General features: G+C 71.4%; 19 protein-coding genes and 1 tRNA gene. 7 read left to right on the top strand and 13 right to left on the bottom strand.

The annotated features are described in order from the left end of the window. Nucleotide 1: 1 nt before the first annotated feature. Both ACFPQ9_RS23260 and ACFPQ9_RS23255 read right to left on the bottom strand, forming a co-directional pair. Nucleotides 2-1,381, bottom strand: a complete 1,380-nt coding sequence (locus tag ACFPQ9_RS23260) for a hypothetical protein (RefSeq protein ID WP_380856386.1) — start codon at nucleotides 1,379-1,381, stop codon at nucleotides 2-4. Between the two features lie 74 nt (nucleotides 1,382-1,455). Next, entirely contained in the window at nucleotides 1,456-2,229 is a 774-nt protein-coding gene (locus tag ACFPQ9_RS23255) for a DUF4097 family beta strand repeat-containing protein (protein WP_380856383.1), read from the bottom strand. Between the two features lie 205 nt (nucleotides 2,230-2,434). Between ACFPQ9_RS23255 and ACFPQ9_RS23250 the strand changes: the two genes are divergently transcribed. Beyond that, nucleotides 2,435-2,509 (top strand) — tRNA-Val (locus tag ACFPQ9_RS23250). Between the two features lie 126 nt (nucleotides 2,510-2,635). Here the strand turns inward: ACFPQ9_RS23250 and ACFPQ9_RS23245 are convergent. Beyond that, nucleotides 2,636-3,235 carry a hypothetical protein gene (locus ACFPQ9_RS23245; RefSeq protein WP_380856380.1) on the bottom strand — a complete coding sequence of 200 codons (600 nt, stop codon included), beginning with the start codon at nucleotides 3,233-3,235 and terminating at the stop codon, nucleotides 2,636-2,638. A 212-nt stretch (nucleotides 3,236-3,447) separates the two neighbouring features. After that, nucleotides 3,448-3,786, bottom strand: a complete 339-nt coding sequence (locus ACFPQ9_RS23240; RefSeq protein ID WP_380856377.1) for a hypothetical protein — start codon at nucleotides 3,784-3,786, stop codon at nucleotides 3,448-3,450. Between the two features lie 124 nt (nucleotides 3,787-3,910). Between ACFPQ9_RS23240 and ACFPQ9_RS23235 the strand changes: the two genes are divergently transcribed. Next, on the top strand, nucleotides 3,911-4,384 hold the full coding sequence (locus ACFPQ9_RS23235; protein WP_380856374.1) for a hypothetical protein: 474 nt from the start codon (nucleotides 3,911-3,913) through the stop codon (nucleotides 4,382-4,384). Nucleotides 4,385-4,435: 51 nt separating this feature from the next. Here ACFPQ9_RS23235 and ACFPQ9_RS23230 read toward each other — a convergent pair whose 3' ends face one another. Next, nucleotides 4,436-5,341 carry a ketopantoate reductase family protein gene (locus ACFPQ9_RS23230; RefSeq protein ID WP_380858609.1) on the bottom strand — a complete coding sequence of 302 codons (906 nt, stop codon included), beginning with the start codon at nucleotides 5,339-5,341 and terminating at the stop codon, nucleotides 4,436-4,438. 96 nt (nucleotides 5,342-5,437) lie between these two features. Here ACFPQ9_RS23230 and ACFPQ9_RS23225 point away from each other — a divergent pair, with 96 nt between their 5' ends. Next, nucleotides 5,438-5,680, top strand: coding sequence for a DUF2277 domain-containing protein (locus tag ACFPQ9_RS23225; RefSeq protein WP_380856372.1), 243 nt, complete (start codon nucleotides 5,438-5,440; stop codon nucleotides 5,678-5,680). A gap of 172 nt (nucleotides 5,681-5,852) precedes the next feature. Here ACFPQ9_RS23225 and ACFPQ9_RS23220 read toward each other — a convergent pair whose 3' ends face one another. The 5 genes from ACFPQ9_RS23220 to ACFPQ9_RS23200 form a co-directional block, all read right to left on the bottom strand. Then, a complete protein-coding gene (locus tag ACFPQ9_RS23220) occupies nucleotides 5,853-6,476 on the bottom strand; it encodes a DedA family protein (protein WP_380856369.1) in 624 nt (207 codons plus the stop codon). A 252-nt stretch (nucleotides 6,477-6,728) separates the two neighbouring features. Next, complete coding sequence (locus ACFPQ9_RS23215) at nucleotides 6,729-7,166, bottom strand: DoxX family protein (RefSeq protein WP_380856366.1); 438 nt, start codon at nucleotides 7,164-7,166, stop codon at nucleotides 6,729-6,731. 90 nt (nucleotides 7,167-7,256) lie between these two features. Further along, nucleotides 7,257-9,155 (bottom strand): FAD/NAD(P)-binding protein, encoded by a 1,899-nt coding sequence (locus ACFPQ9_RS23210; protein ID WP_380856363.1) that lies wholly within the window; start codon nucleotides 9,153-9,155, stop codon nucleotides 7,257-7,259. 398 nt (nucleotides 9,156-9,553) lie between these two features. Beyond that, nucleotides 9,554-11,182 (bottom strand): alkaline phosphatase D family protein, encoded by a 1,629-nt coding sequence (locus ACFPQ9_RS23205; protein WP_380858606.1) that lies wholly within the window; start codon nucleotides 11,180-11,182, stop codon nucleotides 9,554-9,556. Between the two features lie 108 nt (nucleotides 11,183-11,290). Further along, entirely contained in the window at nucleotides 11,291-11,935 is a 645-nt protein-coding gene (locus ACFPQ9_RS23200; protein ID WP_380856360.1) for an HNH endonuclease family protein, read from the bottom strand. Nucleotides 11,936-12,346: 411 nt separating this feature from the next. Here ACFPQ9_RS23200 and ACFPQ9_RS23195 point away from each other — a divergent pair, with 411 nt between their 5' ends. After that, on the top strand, nucleotides 12,347-12,928 hold the full coding sequence (locus tag ACFPQ9_RS23195) for a TMEM165/GDT1 family protein (protein ID WP_380856357.1): 582 nt from the start codon (nucleotides 12,347-12,349) through the stop codon (nucleotides 12,926-12,928). A gap of 214 nt (nucleotides 12,929-13,142) precedes the next feature. Continuing rightward, entirely contained in the window at nucleotides 13,143-13,811 is a 669-nt protein-coding gene (locus ACFPQ9_RS23190) for an HAD family hydrolase (RefSeq protein ID WP_380856354.1), read from the top strand. 184 nt (nucleotides 13,812-13,995) lie between these two features. Here the strand turns inward: ACFPQ9_RS23190 and ACFPQ9_RS23185 are convergent, their stop codons facing one another. Beyond that, nucleotides 13,996-14,871 carry a peptidoglycan-binding protein gene (locus ACFPQ9_RS23185; protein ID WP_380856351.1) on the bottom strand — a complete coding sequence of 292 codons (876 nt, stop codon included), beginning with the start codon at nucleotides 14,869-14,871 and terminating at the stop codon, nucleotides 13,996-13,998. A gap of 371 nt (nucleotides 14,872-15,242) precedes the next feature. Between ACFPQ9_RS23185 and ACFPQ9_RS23180 the strand changes: the two genes are divergently transcribed. Beyond that, nucleotides 15,243-17,297 (top strand): DHA2 family efflux MFS transporter permease subunit, encoded by a 2,055-nt coding sequence (locus tag ACFPQ9_RS23180; RefSeq protein ID WP_380856348.1) that lies wholly within the window; start codon nucleotides 15,243-15,245, stop codon nucleotides 17,295-17,297. A 282-nt stretch (nucleotides 17,298-17,579) separates the two neighbouring features. Here ACFPQ9_RS23180 and ACFPQ9_RS23175 read toward each other — a convergent pair whose 3' ends face one another. Further along, nucleotides 17,580-18,230, bottom strand: a complete 651-nt coding sequence (locus ACFPQ9_RS23175; protein WP_380858603.1) for a dihydrofolate reductase family protein — start codon at nucleotides 18,228-18,230, stop codon at nucleotides 17,580-17,582. A gap of 91 nt (nucleotides 18,231-18,321) precedes the next feature. Next, nucleotides 18,322-18,732: a DnaJ family domain-containing protein gene (locus tag ACFPQ9_RS23170; protein ID WP_380856345.1), complete on the bottom strand. Its 411-nt coding sequence runs from the start codon at nucleotides 18,730-18,732 to the stop codon at nucleotides 18,322-18,324. A 96-nt stretch (nucleotides 18,733-18,828) separates the two neighbouring features. Between ACFPQ9_RS23170 and ACFPQ9_RS23165 the strand changes: the two genes are divergently transcribed. Next, complete coding sequence (locus ACFPQ9_RS23165) at nucleotides 18,829-19,221, top strand: hypothetical protein (protein WP_380856342.1); 393 nt, start codon at nucleotides 18,829-18,831, stop codon at nucleotides 19,219-19,221. The last annotated feature ends 72 nt before the right edge of the window (nucleotides 19,222-19,293 follow it).

Here is a 19,293-nt window from a genome sequence, read left to right as displayed (position 1 = left end):
CTCAGTGACCGGCCCCGCGCTCCTCGCGGATCCGGGAGACCACCCCGGCCACGGTCTGCCGTACCGCCTCCGTCTCGGTCAGGAAGTGCCAGTAGTCCGGGTGGCGGCCCTCCAGGGTGCCGATCGCCCGCTCCAGCCGCGCCACGGACTCGTCCAGGGGGCGCGCGTGCCGCGGATCGGGCGTGTTCCGCCCGGCCATGGCCAGCCGCTGGGCGTCCCGGATCGCGAACCGGGTCCGGTCGATCTCCTGCTGCGGGTCCTTCTGCACGGCGTTCAGCCGGCGCAGCCGGTCCCCGGCCGCCGACACCGACTCGTCCGTGGTGTTCAGCAGCGCCCGGACCGTGGACAGCAGCGCGGTGGCGTCCGGCCAGCGCTGCTCGTCGCGCGCGGCCTGCGCCTCCCGCAGCTTCCTCTCCGCCTGCCGTACGTTCTCCCCGGCCACGTCCGGGACGCCCTGGAGGTCCTGCCAGCAGGCCGCCGTGAACCGCCGCCGCAGCTCGCTCAGCACCGGTTCCACCTGCCCGGCACGGGTGGTCAGCGCCTGTGCGCGGGTCCGCAGCGACACGAGCCGGTGGTCGATCTCGGCCGCCTTCTCCGGCAGCCGCTCCGCCTCCACCCGGACCGCTTCCGCCTCCCGCGCTACCCGCTCGGCGCGCTCCAGGGTCTGCGGGACGCCGTGCTGGCCCGCGCCCTGGTTCAGCTTCGTCAGCTCCGGGGCGAGGGTCGCGAGCCGGGCCGCGAGGTCGTCCGCTCTCAGCCCCGATGTGCGCACGGTGTCCAGTGCGTTCGACGCGGCGAGCAGGCCCTGCCGGGCGCGCTCGACGGCCGGGGCGAGCCGGGCCAGCTGGGTCTCGGCCTTGCCGAGCAGCGGGCCGAGACCGTCCGCGAACCGGTCCAGCTCGCGCCTGACATTGTCGAGGTCGTCCTTGGCCTTGGCCAGCTCCGCACGGGCGCGGGCCGCGGCCGAGGCCTCCAGGTCGTCGCGGTCGAGGTCGTGGGCGTCGACCGCGTTGATGTACTGGTGGCTGACCTCGTCGATCCGCCGCCCGAGCGCGTCGAAGTCGGTGATCGCCCGCCGGGCGGCCGGGGAGTCGTCCACGGCCGCGATCGTCTCGATCGAGATCCGCAGATCCCGCTGGGCCGTGTCCAGCTCGTAGAACGCGGCGGCCGCGGCGTCCTTCGCGGCCTGCGCCTCGGCCCGCTGGCTCTCGGCCCGCCCGCCGAACCAGCGCCGGGTGCCGCCGCCGGCGAAGGCGGCGGGCAGGGCGAGGGCGACGACCAGGGGGAGGGCGAGAAGCGTGAGGGTGTCGGTGCCCCGCGTGAAGCGGCTCCGCCCACGCGGCGCTGACGGCGATTCCGGCTGTCGAGGTGTCGCCGTCACATCCCTCTCCCGTGCTGTCATTCACCCTGCCCGGTGTCATTCTCCCACCGGTTTAGGACGAACACACGGGCCGGTTAGTTCGCGGTTCGCACCGTGACTTTTCCGTCGCCGGTGCGGGCGGAGACCACATGGGAGCTGCTGTCGTCGCGCGGGACGGACACATCCACCGATCCGTCGCCGGTCTCGGTCGTCACGCGGTACGTGGCCCGGGGCAGCTCTATGGTGACCGCTCCGTCGCCACTGCGGGTCTCCACCCGGTCCGGCACGCTGCCCAGTTCGAGCACCACCGACCCGTCACCGGCCTGAGCCTTCACCTGACGTGAGGAGACGTCGGAGACCCGCACCGACCCGTCACCCGTCTTCAGGTCCAGCGGCCCGCTGGAGTCGGTGACGGTCACCGAGCCGTCCGCCGTGTGCACGCTCAACGCGTCCTCGAACCCGCGCGCCCGCACGCTGCCGTCCCCGTCCTCGACCTTCACGCTGACTCCGCGCGGTACCTCGATGCGGTGATCGGCCGAGCAGTCGGCGACCACGCCGCTGCACTTCTCCCGCAGCACCAGCCGGTCATCCTTCATCGACCAGGTCACCTTCGGGTCCGACCCGACCGCGACGGACCCCTGGAACCACCGGGTGACCTCCACCGTGCCGGCCTTGTTCGAATCGGCGGCGACGATCTCCAGCGCCGAGTCGTCCGAGTCGATGGTCAGCGTCCGCCCCTGCAGGGGGAACGACCGGTGCTCGGGGTCCTTGTCGTCATGGGCGGTGGCCCCACAGGCGGCGAGGCCCGCGACGAGCGCCACGACCACCCCGGACACGGCGACGACGCGGGCTGGAACGGAACGGGCCATGACGATCTCCCCCTGAGAGTCCCCTGGGCCGACCTCTTCGGCCCAGGGCTGCGACGGTGCTTCGACCGTACGGATCCCGGGCCCGGCACGGGATCCGGGCCGCTCCCGGATCCATGGTGGGGATAACCCCAGGTCTTCCCTGACCTTCGGCGGAACTGGTTTGCGGGACACGGCCCCGGGCAAGGTAGGCTGTCGACTCGTTCTCGGGTGCGTAGCTCAGGGGTAGAGCGCCTGCCTTACAAGCAGGATGTCGGCGGTTCGAAACCGTCCGCGCCCACCAGTGACAATCCCCAGCTCAGCTGGGGTTTCGCGGCCCTCGGAGTGATCTCCGGGGGCCGTTCTCGTGCCGTCCCACCCCACGGAAGGCCCGGCCGCGAACGGGCGCGGCCGGGCCGGCCTGCGACGGTCAGTAGTTCCCGTTGGAGATCATGTCGCCGTCACTGCCGTACACGGTCACCAGACCGTTCTTCGACTCGTAGCAGGACGCGAAGGCCGACGCGATCAGCTTGGCGTCGCCGGCGTTCTTGCTCAGGAACCCGCCCTTGTAGTCGGTGAAGACTTCGGCGGCGTCGAGAATGTCGTTGCTCTTGTCGGTGCCGGTCACCTTGGTGACGTGGTCGACGGCGGCCTTCTCGCTGTCCGTGCCGGACTTGGCGACGCAGTCCTTGAACTGCTCGGCCTGGCTCTTGTCCTCGGCCGGCTCTTCCTTCGCGGGTTCGTCGGCGGCCTGTTCCTCCGCGGCCTTGGGCTTGTTCGAGGTGGCGGCGACGGCCTTGTCCTTGTTGCTGCCGTCGGTGGAGTCGTCTCCGCCGCCGGCGACGGCGGCGATCACGATGAGGCCGACGAGGACGGCTCCCGTGATGCCGAGGATCTTGCCGATGCTGCGCTTCTTCGGCGGTTGGGGCGGGGGACCGCCCCAACCGGGCTGCTGCGGATAGCCGTAGCCGGGCTGCGTCGGCTGCTGCGGTGGCCCGTATCCCGGCTGCTGCGGGTACTGCTGGCTCATGTGCCCCCCTTGGCGCAATTTGCTTGAGGGGTGAACATATCTGATGTGTGGAATGTGTGAAGGCGTTGCGATGATTCTGTGACCTGCATGAGTCGGCGTCAGATGACGGCGAAGGCCCGCACGATGACGGGCCCTGGACGTGGTCGGGTGCGGTTCTGCACGCGTCCCGGTTCTGAACTCACCTTCATGTGCGGGCTGTTCGGCCGTGCGTTTCAGGTTGCCTCGGGGGTGCGGTGGGCGTGCTTCAGCTTTGTGCGGGCGTCGATCCGGTCCGCGCCCGCCATCTCCGACCAGAACCGGTGGCCGCTGACGAACACCGCGAGTTCGTGCTCGCGCCGCCGGAGCTTCTCCACCTCGGCCTGCTCGTCCTCCGTCCAGCCGGGGGAGGCCGGGCGCTCGACCTTGCGCCAGCCGTTGTCGTCGTTGAATCCGTCCAGGGGTACGACCGACCAGGGCAGCCGCTTCAGCAGGGCCGACAGCTCGGCCCGGACCTGATGCAGCTCCTCCTGACCGGCGAGCAGGTCACTCGGAAAGTCATAGGGCGTAGCCACGCCGCAATGCTACGCCTGTTCGATTTTGGGTGGCGAGTGTCTTTGGGTGGTTCATGCGAACGAGTGTGTGGGTGCATGATCGGTGCGGGCGGGGCGGGACACAGTCAGGCCGAGGGAGGGGCGGATGGACGGTCCGAGCGGCGGCCTTCGGCTGGAGCGGGGCACGACGGGGTTCTTCAGGATCGGCGACCCGGACATACGGCGGACCGATCCCAGGGCATGCCGTACGGCCTGGTACGCGGCGGCCCGAGCCGCCGACGGACGCGTCGCGGAGTTCGAGAACCGGCAGATCGCGCAGACCTTCCACACCGCCACGATCGACCGCCCGGACGGCCGCCACTGCGCCCTGTTCCAGGCCTACTCCCCGCTCGTCGCGTTCGTGGACGAGCCGCACGACTGGTACACCGACCAGTTCCGGGAGCCCCCCGCCTGGGCCGCCGGCCTCGGCGGCTTCGGGTTCACCGTGCTGAGCGCGGCGGTGCTGCTGTCCCCCCTCTCCACGGCGGACACATCCGCCCTGTCCGCCGTGGAGAGGCAGCAGATCGACTACTGGCGACCGGAGACCGTCGGCGCCGTGCTCTTCAACTCCTGGGGCTGAGGCGATTCCTGGGACTGAGGCAATTCCTGGGACTGAGGCGTCGCTCGGGCCCTAGTGGCCCGCGGCCCTCAACTCGCCCACCAGGCGGGTCGCCACGGGCACCGGAATGCCGTGCCGCTCCGCCGCGCGCAGCAACGCGCCGCCGATCGCGTCCAGTTCGAGGGGGCGGCCCGCCTCGGCGTCGCGCTGCATCGAGGACTTCGTGGTCGCCGGGAAGGCGTCGTAGCGAGCGAGGGCCTGGGCCGGGTCGGAGGGGCCGCCGCAGGTGCTGCTGACGGCTGTCGCCTCGTCGACGAGGGCCAGCAGCTCCTCGCGGTGCCCGGTGCGGATGTCGCCGACGGGGAGGGCGTAGCGGGTGGTGAGCAGGGCGAAGGGCGCCAGCAGGGACATCTTCGCCCAGAGCGTCGCCGCCTCGTCGGCGTGCACCCGGGTCGTCGGGCCGGCCGCGTCGAGGACCTGGGCCAGGGCGGCCAGGCGGTCGTCGGGGACCGGGTCACCGGTGAGGTCGATCTCGGCGAAGGGGGTGCCGTGCTCGATCTCCCCCGGAGCGACCCGGGTCGACTCCGCGCGGATGGCGGCGGGCGCCACCCGGTCCCGGCGGTACCGGGTACGCAGGAGCTCGGGGTGTTCGACGCCGTTCAGGAACGGTACGACCAGCCCGTCGCCCAGCACGGTGGGCGGGACGCGGGTCAGCGCCGCGTCGAGGGCGGTGGCCTTGACCGCGATCAGGCAGGCGTCGACGGGTTCGCGGAGCTCGGTGTCGGCCTCGACCGGGGCCGTGAAGTCCCCGAACAGGCCGCTGCGGACGTGGATCCCCTTCGTGCCAAGGGCCTGCGCCGTCTCGTCGCCGGCCAGGCAGATGACACGGTGGCCGGAGCGGGACAGCAGCGCGGCGAGCAGTCCGCCGATGCCGCCAGGGCCCAGTATCGCCACGGTCATTCCGTCGTTCGCGGGCATGTGCATCCTCTCGTCGGTCGGCCCCACTCCCTCAGCGGTGGCCGCCATGGACGTGATCATGGCAGACGGGCACCCTCCCGAGGGAGACTGTTCGACATGTGCCGCAGTATCAAGACACTCCGTCCGCCCGTGTTGCCCGAGGAGGCGACGGAGGAAGAGATCCGGGCCGCCGCCCTCCAGTACGTGCGCAAGGTCTCGGGCTTTCGTGCCCCGGCCGCGCACAACAGGGAGGTCTTCGACCGAGCCGTGGCCGCCATCGCCGAGGCCACGGCCGAACTTCTCGACGGGTTGGAGGTGCGAGGCGCCCCCGCGACGGCGCGCAGGGCCGAGGCGGGGTAAGCGGGGTCGTCTGCCGGGTGCGGGCCGGTGGGGGCCGTTCGCGCTGTTCCCCGCGCCCCTGGGTTGGCGGCCGCCTGCCCGGCCTTCAGGGGCCGCGGGGAACTGCGCGACCAGCCACGGCCAAACCCGCAGTCGCCGTCGGGCCCGCAGTCCCGAGTTCTCAGGCGCCCCGTTACGCCGAAGGCTCCCGCCGAACCAGATACGTCGCCCCCGCCCCCGCCGCGAACAGTGCCGCCACCGACACCGCCGTGGCCAGCCAGGTCGCGCCCAGCCACTGGGCGCCGAAATAGCCGAGGGCCACGCTGTAGACGGCCCAGGCCAGGCCCGCCAGGGCGGACCAGGGGAGGAAGTCGCGGACGCGGCGGTGGGTGGCGCCGGCGCCGAGCGAGACCACCGAGCGGCCGGCCGGAGCGAAGCGGGCCAGGACGACCAGGGCGCCGCCGCCCCGGGCCAGGGCCGCGCCGAGACGTTCCTGCGCCGCGGTCAGACGGCGGGAGCGGGCGATCGCACGGTCCAGCCGGGCTCCGCCGCGCCAGGCGACCCGGTAGGCGACCAGATCGCCGAGGACGGAGGCCGTCGCGGCGCAGAGCGTCAGGGCCAAGATGTCCGGAACCTCGTCCGGGACCGCCCCGGTGGCGGCACCCGAACCCGCGGCTGCGGCCGTGGCCGCCGTGATCACCAGTACGCCGCTGGGCAGTACCGGAACGAACACGTCCAGCAGCACCGACACCGCGACCACGACATAGATCCATGGGCCCGCTGTCAACGCGCCCACGTCCTCGATCCCCTCGAGCACCGCAACTCCCCGTTTACCCCCGTGGCCAGACCGTGCCGCGACGTCCTGGGGGAGCGGCAGGGGCGGCCTATGACAGCCATACAGCGTACGCCGGGGGTGTGACAGGAGATCCATCGGGTGCTCGTGTGTTCGGCACAGCATGTTCACCCGGCCGAGGGGCCGAGCGCCGGGAGCATGCGCGACGGCGCCCGTACCCGCGGGGTGCGCGGGCACGGACGCCGTCGGGTGGGCCCCGGTCCGGAGGCCGGGCGGTCAGGCCGCGACCGGCGTCTGGTCCGCCGCCGTACCGCTCTGTGCCGCGGAGCGCTTGGTGAACAGCCGGTCCAGGCCGAAGGCGCCGGAGCCGGTGAAGATCAGCAGGAACATCGCCCAGCAGTACATGGCGGCGCCTTCACCGCTGTTCTCGATGGGCCAGAGCGCCTGCGGCTGGTGGACCTTGAAGTACGCGTAGGCCATCGCGCCGGAGGATATGAACGCCGCGGCACGGGTGCCGAGGCCGAGCAGGACCAGGCTGCCGCCGACGAGTTCGATCACCGCGGCGTACCAGGCGGGCCAGGCGCCGACGTCCGGGGTCTCGCCGCCGAAAGTGCCGAAGAGCGAGTTGGCGCCGTGGCAGGCGAAGAGCAGGCCGACGACGATGCGGAACAGGCCGATGGCATACGGCTGGGCGCTGTTGAGGCGTCCGGTCATGTGGGGGGCTCCCTCGGTCTGGGGCGGCCGGTGCCGGTGGGCAACGACCAGGGGACGGAAAGTGAACGGCGGGCCCCACGTTAGGCTGGCCTAATCAATGCTTGCAAGTTCAACATTTGGCCACACTTGCGCCCCGGCATCCCCTTCCGTCCCGGGAATCACGGCACGTAGTGCCGCCCTGGCCACCGCGTCCGCATCCGAAAGAGTGACCGAATCCACACCCGGCCGAGCCCCCGCGGCCGTCACCCAGTGCACCCCCTCCGTCGGCACACCGAACGCGAACCGCCGTGCGTGCGCCCGCCCCTGAGCGTCGATCAGCCGATACGGCCGCTGCGTCACATCCAGTCCGCCGGTCTCGTAACCCTCGACCGTGTGCGGCCTGCACTGCCCCGTCTTCAGCAGCCTGGCCAGCAGTTCGTCCGCGGTGCGGCGCAAGTCCGGTTCGGGCAGCCGGGCTTCGACGAGCGTCGTCGCGCGCACCAGTGAGCCCGGCACCGCGGGGGAGTGCGCCACCCATGCGTCCGCCTCCTCCCGCACTTCCAGTCGTGGCCCGAGCACCTCCACCACATCCGCCTCCATCAGGGCCACCAGCTCCTCGACGCGTCGCCGCGGCGGGCCGATGGACAGAAAGGCGTTGAGCGGGGTGTACCAGCGGTCCAGATGGTCCCGGCGCGAGGTGCCGGTGAGACCGGCGTGGTCGACGATCAGGCGCAGTTCGTTGCGCAGGTCGCGCAGCACGTCCAGGGCCGACTTCAGCGGGCCGTGCACATTGCCCCGGGCGGCCTGGGCGGCGTCCTCGCGCAGATACGCCAGCAGCCAGTCGCGCCACCGGCCGGGATCCGGGAAGTCGCACTCCGCATACGGCCGGGAGACCCGGTCCCAGCTCCAGCGCTCGCCCGGCGGTATCCCGAACTCGTCGAGCAGGCACACCTCTTGGGGGTCGCGGTGCGGGACGGCCAGGAAGCGCTCGGTGAATTCCGGTCGCCCGGCCGCCGGTATCAGCGCCGCGTAGAACACCGTCTCCACCTCCTTCGCCACCAGCGGCCATATCTCCGCGAGGAAGTCCGGCGCCTCGCCCGAGTCGGCGCGCTTGCGGAAGCCGGCGATCACCTCCGGCGTCAGGGCCAGTGGGAGATGGCGGCCGTACGGCCCCTTCGCGTTGTCGCCGCGGGCCTGGTACGGGATGCCGCGCCGCGAACCGGCGTACAGACGCGGCTCGTCGCCGGAAGGAACGTAGGCGAGACCCCCGGCCCCCCGGACGAACCGTCCGCCGCGGCCCGTCGTCAACAGGGCCATGTGGTCGAAGAAGTTGAGGCCCAGACCGCGCAACAGCACCGGTTCGCCCGGGGACACGGCGGACAGGTCCACGTCGGCCGGGTTGGCGGGCGCCACGTACCGCAGACCGTGCCGTTCGGCGTGGGCGGCGAGGCGGCGCAGGCCGGAGTCGGCGGACGTCGGCAGATGGCCCTGCGCCAGCACCACGGCGGACAGGCCGGGCAGCACACGGCCGTCGTCGAGGGTGAGGGCCTGGTGGCCGTCGGGCGCGTCGTCGAGCCGTACCGCACGCGCCGCGTACGTCTCCACGCGCACCGCCGGCGGCGCCTCGCGCACGACCTTCGCGAACACCCACTCCAGGTAACGGCCGTACTGGGCGCGGGTCGGGTACTCGTCCGGGCCCAGCTCGCCCGCCGCCCACTCGTACAGGCTGGGGCCGGGCCGGATCGGGCCCGAGCAGTCGACGCTCTCGTCGGTGAACAGGGTCACCTGTGAGGACACCGTGTTCATCAGCAGCTCGGGCGACTGCGCGGTCCGCCACACCCGTCCCGGGCCGGGCGGCGCCGGGTCGATCACATGGACCGTGAGGCGCGCGCCGGGCGGCAGGAGTTCGGGAGCGCAGGCGCACAGGCGTTCCAGGACGCTGGTGCCGCGGGGTCCGGCACCGACCAGGGCGACGGAGACCGGGGTCGGTGCGGAGGGCGGTGCGGTCAAAGGGGTGACTCCCGGGCGTGTGGGGCGCGTTGGAGCGAACCGTCTCCGCGGAAGCGGACGGTCCGGCTCATCATGCCGTCGGCAGCGAGGTGAACTTAGCCCGGGGGTCGGTGAGTGTGGGATGCATCACGAGCATCACGCGAGCATCACGTAGCACGCCGGTCACAAGCGGTCGGAACGGTGTGAATACGGGGCGAGTTCGGACTCTGTGGGGGATCCTGCGGGTTCGTTGCCGGCTGCGGGCGGGTGGGGGCCGTTCGCGCAGTTCCCCGCGCCCCTGAAGGCCGGCCTGGCGGCCGCCTACCTCAGGGGCGCGGGGAACTGCGCGACCAGCTCTCCACAACCCGCAGCCGCCAACCGGCCCGAACCCCCGAGCTCTCAGGCGCAGCGGCCCACCCTCACCGCGTGAGTTCCGTCTCCGCCACCGTTTCCAGCCGCGCAGCGCCCCGCGCCTGCTCCAGCCGCAGCCGCGCCGACCGCCTCCCCAGGGTCAGCGTCATCAGCTGGTTGCCGAACCACGGTCCCCCCGTCCGACGCCAGTCGATCGGCGGCTTCGGGCAGCCCCCGTGCCCCGCGAACCGCCGCCCCAGCACCCGGGCGAACCCGCTCCAGCCGAAGCGGAAACCGAGCCGGATCGCGAGCGGGATGGCGTTGTGGACGGGCGAACAGGTCAGCTGCAGGACCCGGGCGTCGGGCCCGGTGCCGTCCGGCCAGGCCGGTTCGGCGATGTACGCGTGATGCACGTCCCCCGACAGGACGCACACCGTCGCCGGTGCGTCCGGCCCCGAGCCGGCCTCCGCGATCAGCTCCGTCAGCGCGTCGAAGGACGACGGGAACGCCGCCCAGTGCTCCAGATCGGCCCGCCGCCGCAGGTCCTCGCCGAACCGCGCCCAGCGCTCCCCGCGCTCGCCCCGGCACAGGGCCGCGTTCCACGCCTCGGCGTCGTGCACCAGGTGCGGCAGCAGCCAGGGCAGGGACGTACCGATGAGGAGGTGGTCGTAGGAGCCGGGGGCGTCGAGGGCCTGCTCGCGCAGCCACCGTGCCTCGCCGGGGTTGAGCATGGACCGCGCCTCCTCGTCGAGGACGCGGGCCGCCCGGGTGTCCACCATCAGCAGCCGCACCCGGCCGAAGTCGCGCCGGTAGCTCCAGCGGACCGAGGCCGGGTCGGCGTCCGCCTTGCACGCGAAGGAGCGCAGCTCGTCGGTGCCGTCGGGGGCCTCGCGCACCGCGGCGAAGAGCGGGTCGGCGGCCAGCTCGGCCGGGGACAGGTTCCCCAGGTGCTGGTGGACCCAGTACGACATCAGCCCGCTCAGCAGGCGCTCGCGCCACCACGGGGTGGCCCGCATGTCGGCGAGCCAGGCGGCGGAGGTGTTCCAGTCGTCTATGACGTCGTGGTCGTCGAAGATCATGCAGCTGGGCACGGTGGACAGCAGCCAGCGCACCTCCGGGTCGAGCCAGGACTCGTAGTAGAGGCGGGTGTACTCCTCGTAGTCCGCGACCTCGTTGCCCGGCGGTTCGCTCAGATCGCGCCGGGCCGCCAGCCAGCGCCTGGTCGCCTTGGAGGTCTCGTCGGCGTACACCTGGTCACCCAGCAGCACCAGCACATCCGGCCGCTCGCCGTCCGGGTCGGCCGCCATCCGGGCGGCCAGCGTGTCCAGGGCGTCCGGCCCGACCGGGTCCTCCTCGTCGGCGGGCGGCGCCGCCCAGCGGCACGAGCCGAAGGTGAGCCGTACGGGATCGCCCTCGATGGGGGTACGGATGACGGAGGCCGGGAAGGGGGAGTCGGCGAGCGGCCAGACGTCCATGCCGTCCAGGAGGACCTCGTACGGTGTGGTCGTCCCCGGCGTGAGGCCGGTCACCGGCACGAGCGCGTAGTGATGGCCGGCGATCTGGAAGGTACGGGCCTCACCGCCGGCCCCGTCCGCCGCGCGCACCCGGACGGTGCACGGACGGCTCGTCTCGACCCACACGGTGGCGGACGAGCCGTCGACGTACCTCAGCAGTGGACCCAGGCGCAGTTCGGCCACGTGATCGCCCTCCTCCATCGCCCCGTACGGTACGGAACGACGGAGGAGAACGGGGAGGTTCCCCAGGTCACGGTTTGCCGAACTCCGTCAGGAACGGGGACGGGCGGTTCAGCAGCTCGCGAGGTGGTTCGTGAGGGCGGACTTCTCCGCCGAGTCGACCGAGAGGCCGTAGTAGTACTTCACCTGCACCCAGGCGCGGACGTACGTGCAGCGGTAGGCCGTGCGCGAGGGCATCCACTGGGCCGGGTCCTGGTCGCCCTTGGCCTGGTTCACGTTGTCCGTGACGGCGATCAGCTGCGGGCGGGTCAGGTCGTTGGCGAAGGACTGGCGCCGGGAGGTGGTCCAGCCGTCGGCGCCGGAGTCCCAGGCCTCGGCCAGGGGGACGAGGTGGTCGATGTCGAGGTCGGAGGCGGCGGTCCAGGTGGCGCCGTCGTACACGGAGTACCAGCTGCCGCTGACGGCGGCGCAGGAGGAGTCCTGGACGACGTTGGAGCCGTCGCGCTTGAGGACGACCTCACGGGTGTTGCAGGAGCCGGACTGGGTGATCCAGTGCGGGAAGAGGTCGCGGTCGTAGCCCGTGCGGTCCTCGGTGGCCACGGTGAGCTGGGCGAGGTAGCCGCGGGCGGTGGCGGCGCTGACGGGGGTGGGGAGTGCGGCGGAGGCGGTCGGAGCGTTGAAGAGTGCGACGGAGGCTATGAGGCCGCTGAGGGCCGCGAGTATGCTGACCCGTCGACGCGCGTAGAACTTCGACATGCTGACTCCCTTGAGGGGTGGGGGTGTTGGCGAGCGAGCGAGGGAATGCTCGCCACGCCGCGTTGCGGGGAGGTGTGCGTCGGGTTAGAAGTTAATGACGCGTTCATGACACGACAAGGTTGAGGGTGTGACTTTCTTCCTGTGAATCGGTCGATGGGTCGTTCGGCTCCGTCCCGTACCATGGGTGACGCAGAAGGGGAGTAGCTCTTCGCCGGACCGTCGACATACTGCTCAGCTCGTCTGAGCCGGCGCCCGGAGGCGGACCTCGTTCATGGGGTCGGCCAGCGAGACCTTCGGCAAGCAGTGCACGCCTGTGCCGCACGGCACGGGTGCTCAGTGTGCTGCCGTGCCGAGGTGTCGTAGCGCAGTGACATCGCTCTCGGTGGGGCAGCCCCGACCGATTGAGAAACCTTGATCAGCTTCACCGTGACAGCCGTGGTCTTCGGCGTCGTCTTCCTCGCCGAACTGCCCGACAAGACCGCACTCGCCGGGCTCGTCCTCGGTACCCGCTATCGCGCCTCGTACGTCTTCGCGGGCGTCGCCGCCGCGTTCGCCGTGCATGTCGCGCTGGCCGTGGCGGCCGGCAGTGTGCTGACCCTGCTGCCGCAGCAGATCGTCCACGCGCTCACCGGTGTGCTCTTCCTCGGCGGCGCCGCCGTGCTGCTCATGAAGAAGGGCGAGGACGAGGAGGAGATCCGCAAGCCGGAGAACCAGTCGTTCTGGAAGGTGTCCGGGGCCGGGTTCATGCTCATCCTGGTCGCCGAGTTCGGTGATCTGACGCAGATCATGACGGCGAACCTCGCCGCGCGCTACGACGATCCGCTGTCCGTCGGCCTCGGCGCGGTGCTCGCGCTGTGGGCCGTGGCCGGGATCGGCATCGTGGGCGGCAAGGCGTTGATGAAGCGGGTGCCGCTGGAGCTGATCACCAAGGTGGCGGCGCTGGTGATGCTGGTGCTGGGCGCCTGGAGCCTGTGGGAGGCGATCGTCGGCTGAGCCGGCGGCCGGCCGCGGGGCTGAACGGCCGGCCGCCGAGCTGAACGGTCGGTGAACGGTTTCTGGAGGCGGTGGCGCGATCGGGGCTGTGTTTTGTACCGTAGAGAAACAAAGTGGCTCCCGCCCGTTTTCCCTGACCGGCGGGCGGGACCACCTTGTCCTTCCGGGGGCGACCCCTGTGCCCCCCCGGTGCCCCTCGCCTTGGAGCTGCCGAATGACGGCCACCGCCGCGCCCACTGTGCTCACCGCCCGTGCCCTGCTGCTCGACATGGACGGCACCCTCGTCAACTCGGACGCCGTCGTGGAGCGGATCTGGCGTCGCTGGGCCGAGCGGCACGGGCTGGACGGCGACGAGGTGATGAAGATCGTGCACGGACGCCAGGGGTACGCCTCCATGGCGGTGCTGCTGCCCGACCGGCCGATGGAGCAGAACCACGCGGACAACGCGCGCATGCTCGCCGAGGAGACGGCGGACATGGACGGCGTCGTACCGATTCCCGGGGCGCCGGAGTTCCTGGCCTCCCTGCGGGAGCTGCCGCACGCGCTGGTGACGTCGGCCGACGTCGCGCTGTCCACGGCACGGATGGCTGCCGCCGGGCTGGACCTGCCGGAGGTGCGGGTGACCGCGGAGTCCGTGGGCGCCAGCAAGCCCGACCCCGAGGGGTTCCTGAAGGGGGCCGCGGAGTTGGGGGTCGCGCCGGAGGACTGTGTGGTGTTCGAGGACTCCGGGGCCGGCATCGAGGCGGGGCGCTCCGCGGGGATGCGGGTTGTGGGGGTCGGGGGGAGGGCCGGGTTTCATGGGCCGGATGTGCTGGTGAGGGACCTGCGGCAGGTGCGGGTCGAGGCGGGGGCCGGGGGTGGGATCCGGGTGGTCATCGCCTGAGGGGCGGGGGCTTCGGGGTCGCCGGGCGGGTGCGGCTGGCATGTGGCTGGTCGCGCAGTTCCCCGCGCCCCTGAAGGCCGGCCTGGCGGCCGCCAACCTCAGGGGCGCGGGGAACTGTGCGAACGGCCCCCACCGGCCCGCACCCGCCCGGCGACCCTGAGGTCCGAGCTCTCGGCGAACTGCCTCAGGGTTCAGTCGTTTCCGACTCCAGCCGCTCCCTGGTCTCCAGGTCGTACACCCCGTACTCCTCCGGCTGGACCCCCCGCGCCCACTGGTACCGGGCGACCGCGTCCTCCACACCTTCGTTGTAGTTGCCCCGTGCCTGCCGCGTGTACAGACCGAGCTGGGTCAGACGGAGTTCGAGTTCCGTGACCTCGGGACCCCGGTCGCCCCGGCTCAGGACCTCGGGCGCGGGCCCGCGTTCGGCAGGGGACTCCTCCTCGGAGCCGGCCGCCGCCTCGGTGGTGGACGGGGTCTTCGAGGGCTCCTTCGAGGGAGTCGGCGTCGGTGACGACGTCGACCGGGTCGGGGACGGCGACTCGGTCGGGCTCTCCGTCGGTGACGCGGAGACCGGAGGCGCCGCCGACGGGGTGGCCGTCTCGCTCGGGGCGAGGCTCGTCTCCGGCTCGCTGCTCGACGGGGCCGGGACGCTCGCCCGTACGTCCTGCGGGAGCGCCGTCTTCCGGGCCGGTGCGTCGTAGGTGAACATGCCGCTCGCCAGGCCCGCCGCCGTCATCACGGCCACGACGGCTCCGCCCGCGCCCAGCAGGATCGTGCGGCGGTGCCGGGAGGATGGGCGCCGGGTGTCGTCCCGGTCGTCCCAGTGGTCTTGGTCGTCCCGGTCATCCCAGTCGTCCCGGTCGGAGTCGCCCGCCGGGGCCGTTGTCGGCTCGAACAGGCTCAGGTCCTGGGCGTTCGGGGTCGTGGCCGTGGACGCCAGCGGGGTCGGGAGCGTCGGTGCCCCGTCGGTGGCCGGAGGTGCGGGCGGCGCCGGCTGCTGCTGCGGATCCACCTGGCGCAGCTGCATCGTTTCGGCGGCGTTGTCGCGCTCCAGCTCCACGTATGGCCGTATGCGCAGCGGATCGAAGTCCCCGGCCGCTGCCGCCTCGGCCGTACGGGCCTCTCTGAGGGCCTCGGACGCGCGCTCGCCGCAGCCGCACGACGGGGTGTTGTCGGTCGCTCTCGGCGCACCGCACTCCGGGCAAAGGTGACCATTCGGGCTACCCGGATCCTGTGCATCCCCGGCGCCTCCGGTGCCCCTCGGCTGTGTCACGCGTTCGTCCCTCCCTCGCGAACTCCCCAGATTATGCAGACGTTCCTCACGCTCTCTCCCCAAGCCCCCGGAAGGGGCGATTCCAAAGGGACTCGACAGGCCATAACGGGGCACAGCGATCACGATGGAGGGGGTAACGAGACCTTCGGGAGGTCTTCATGGCCGGGGACGCGCACGGTATGACGGGAAATGTGCGTGACGCACAGCCCCCGGAACGGCGCGCCGCGGCGCACGAGAACGTGCCCGGCAACGTCCTCGTGTCCATCGGCGCGCTGCTCCTGGGGATGCTGCTCGCCGCGCTCGACCAGACGATCGTCTCCACCGCGCTGCCCACCATCGTCAGCGACCTCGGGGGGCTCGAACATCTGTCGTGGGTGGTGACGGCCTATCTGCTGGCGTCCACGGCCGCTACGCCGTTGTGGGGCAAGCTCGGTGACCAGTACGGGCGGAAACGGCTGTTCCAGATCGCGATCGTGATCTTCCTCGTCGGGTCCGCCCTGTGCGGCATGGCGCAGGACATGGCACAGCTCATCGCCTTCCGGGCCGTTCAGGGCGTCGGGGGCGGCGGGCTGATGGTGCTGTCCATGGCGATCGTCGGGGACATCGTGCCGCCGCGCGAACGAGGCCGGTACCAGGGGCTGTTCGGTGCCGTGTTCGGGGCCAGCAGTGTGCTGGGGCCGCTGCTGGGCGGGGTGTTCACGGAGCATCTGAGCTGGCGGTGGGTGTTCTACATCAATCTGCCGGTCGGGGTTGTCGCGCTCGCGGTCATCGCCGCGGTGCTGCGGATTCCGCGCAAGGCGACCCGTCATGTCATCGACTACCTCGGCACGTTCCTCATCGCGTCCGTCGCCACATGTCTTGTGCTGGTGGCGTCCCTGGGCGGCACGACCTGGGGGTGGGGGTCGGTGGAGACCGTCGGGCTGGCGCTGCTGGGGCTGGTGCTCGCCGTCGCGTTCGTGTCGGTGGAGCGGACGGCCGCCGAACCGGTGCTGCCGCTGCGGTTGTTCCGGGTGCGGACCTTCACGCTGTCCGCGGTCATCAGCTTCATCGTCGGGTTCGCCATGTTCGGCGCGATGACCTATCTGCCGACGTTCCTGCAGGTCGTGCAGGGCATCAGCCCGACCGTGTCCGGTGTGCACATGTTGCCGATGGTCGTCGGCATGCTGCTGGCGTCCACCGGGTCCGGGCAGATCGTCAGCCGTACCGGACGCTGGAAGGTGTTCCCGATCGCCGGGACCGGGGTCACCGCGCTGGGGCTCCTGTTGCTCCATCAGCTGGACGTGGACAGCTCCACCTGGGAGATGAGCGTCTTCTTCTTCGTGTTCGGGCTGGGGCTCGGGCTGGTCATGCAGGTGCTCGTGCTGATCGTGCAGAACGCCGTGTCGTACGAGGATCTCGGCGTCGCGACGTCCGGGGCGACGTTCTTCCGGTCGATCGGGGCGTCGTTCGGGGTCGCGATCTTCGGCACGATCTTTGCGAACCGGCTGGACGACAAGCTGGTGGCGGCGTACCGGGGGGTGCGGCTGCCGGAGGGGGTCACGCTGGAGGGGCTGGAGGCGGATCCGCGCGGGATCGCCGAACTGCCGGAGGCGTTGCGGCCGGCGGCGTTGCAGGCGTACGCGTCGTCGATCACCGATGTGTTTCTGTACGCGGCGCCGGTCGCGTTGGTCGGGTTCGCGCTGGCCTGGTTCCTGCGGGAGGACAAGCTGCGGGGGTCGGTCACCGCGCCCGATGTCACCGAGACGCTGGCCAGCAATCCTGTCGAGCGGTCGTCGTACGACGAGGTGTGCCGGGCGTTGTCGGTGCTCGGGACGCGGGAGGGGCGGCGGGAGGTGTACCGGACGATCACCGAGCGGGCGGGGTACGACCTGTTGCCGGCGGCCAGTTGGCTGTTGCTGCGGATCAAGCGGTACGGGTGGGTGGAGCCGGGGGTGCTGGCCGAGAAGAGTTCCGTGCCGTTGACCGTGATCCTCGATGCGGCTCGGCAGGTGGAGGGGCGGGGGCTGGCTGTCCGGGAGGGGCTGGATCTTGTGTTGAGTGAGCGGGGGCGGGAGGTGGCCGAGCGGCTCGCCCGGGTTCGGGAGGAGTCGTTGGCGGAGTTGCTGGGGGACTGGTGGGGGCCTTCTCGGCCTACTGATCTGGTGCAGTTGGTGAAGGAGCTGAATGGGGAGTTGTGTGGGTCTGATCGGGAGCAGCCGGGCGGGGGGCCGTGATGCCTGCGGCGGCCCGCTTGTCTGAGTGGGGGTGCGTGTAGCGCCTGCGGTGGTTTGGTGGGTCGGGGACGTGCCGGGGGGTGTCCGTCCTCGGTCGGGCGGTTGCCGTCGGGCAGGGAGGGGGCGTTTCTTGACGCCCGCCGCTGCGGGCGGACACCCCCCGGCACGTCCCCTTGCCGCCGTACGCGGCCGACTCGTGGCGCCGGGCGACTGCCACCCCCTAGGGGCGCGGGGAACTGCGCGACCAGCCACGGTGGACCCGCAGGCGGCGTGCGCACGTGCTCACGCGGTGTCCTTGCGGGTGAAGGTCAGGTGGGTCACTCCGCTGGGGGAGGCGACAGTCTCGATCTCGTAGTCCTGGTCCAGGTCCTCCAGGCCGTCCCAGAGGCGTTCACCTCGGCCCAGGAGGATGGGGGTCACCGTGATGTGCATGTGGTCGACGAGCCTCGCGGCCAGGAAGTCGCGCAGGACCGTGACTCCGCCGCCGATGCGTACGTCCTTGTCGCCCGCGGCCTTGCGCGCTTCGGCCAGGGCCTCGGCGGGGGTGGCGTCGAGGAAGTGGAAGGTGGTGCCGCCCTCCATCTCGATCGACGGGCGCGTGTGATGGGTGAGGACGAAGGTCGGGGTGTGGAAGGGCGGGTTGGGGCCCCACCAGCCCTTCCAGTCGGGGTTCTCGTGCCAGCCGGGGTAGCCGAACTTGCCGGCACCCATGATCTCGGCGCCGATGTTGGGGAGGAAGCGGCGGGCGAACGCGTCGTCCAGGCCGCTCGATCCGCCGGGCCGGCCCGTGTTCTCGTGCCACCAGCGGGTGGCGAACATCCACGGGTGCAGCCGTTCACCGGCGTGGCCGAACGGTGCTTCCCGGCTCAGACCCTCACCGGTGCCGAAGCCGTCGAGCGAGATCGAGAAGTTGTGGACGCGGGCGAGGGACATGGTGACTCTCTCCTTGTTGTGCCGGGTGGGCGGGTCCTTCACCATGACGTCGATCGGGGTGACGGTGAATCGACACGTCGGGGAGAGATTTTTATGCGTCCGTCCGGTGGTGCTCGCGCCACTGGCGTACGACCTCTTCCACGTCGTACGGCTTGCGGCCCAGGGGAGGGCCGGGCGGTGGCTTCAGGAGCATGTCGCGGATCTTGGCGTTGACATCCGTGATGATCTTGCGGGCCGCTCGTTCGGAGGGTGCCGCGTGGGCTGCGGTCAGGGCGTCCTCCGCCTCCTTGCGCAGGGCCAGCGCCGGAGGCAGGACCGACAGGCCCTCGCGGGCCATCTTGCGTTTGACCCACCACAGTTCGTCGTACGGAGCTTCCAGGTCGGTCGGCAGTGGTTCACCGGTGCCGGGCAGCCTGTCGAAGTCGCCGCGTGCCTGCGCGTCGTGAATCTGCTTGTCGACCCAGGACTCGAACGGGACGCCGGGGGGCTTTCGCTCGGTCATGAGTTCATTGTGCCGGACGCGGCAGTGCCGGGCGATTTATCATGCGGCGTCGGCGGCCGAACGGCCTCCGTAAAGGACGTTTCAGGAGGGGCGCTCGTGCTCGAACTCACCATGGCCGCCGTGTCCGCGGCGGACGAGGGTGCCACGGCCGGCATGCTCATGGCCGATGCGCCCAGCGAGCCGGGCGCCGTGCTGCGGGTGGGCCGCGACAAGCAGGTGTGCCGGCTCTCGACGCCGGACGACTGGCTGTTCGTGTCCCGGATCCATCTGGAGTTCCTTTGCGGGCCGGACGGCGGGTGGCAGGTGAGCTGGCTGCGTGGCTCGCAGGCCGAGCCGTCCAGCGAGGTGCGGGTGAGTGTGGGGGAGTACGTTCAGCCGATCGCGTACGGCGGGACCGTGCCGCTGCCGAGGGGCGGCAGTGGCGAGATCGTCATCCATGATCGGACCGCCCCCCGCAGCGTCAATGTCGGCTTCTATCACGAGGCCTGAAGCCCGTGCGCTAGGTGTACTCGGTCATGACTTTGGTGACAGTCGGGTGATCGGTGGCTGGCCGCCGAGCGC

The sequence above is a fragment of the Streptomyces coerulescens genome (genome assembly GCF_042657965.1).
Taxonomy (GTDB): Bacteria; Actinomycetota; Actinomycetes; order Streptomycetales; family Streptomycetaceae; genus Streptomyces; species Streptomyces coerulescens.
The sequence above is the reverse complement of the archived record's forward strand: the minus strand, read 5'-3'. Positions and strand labels throughout refer to the sequence as shown.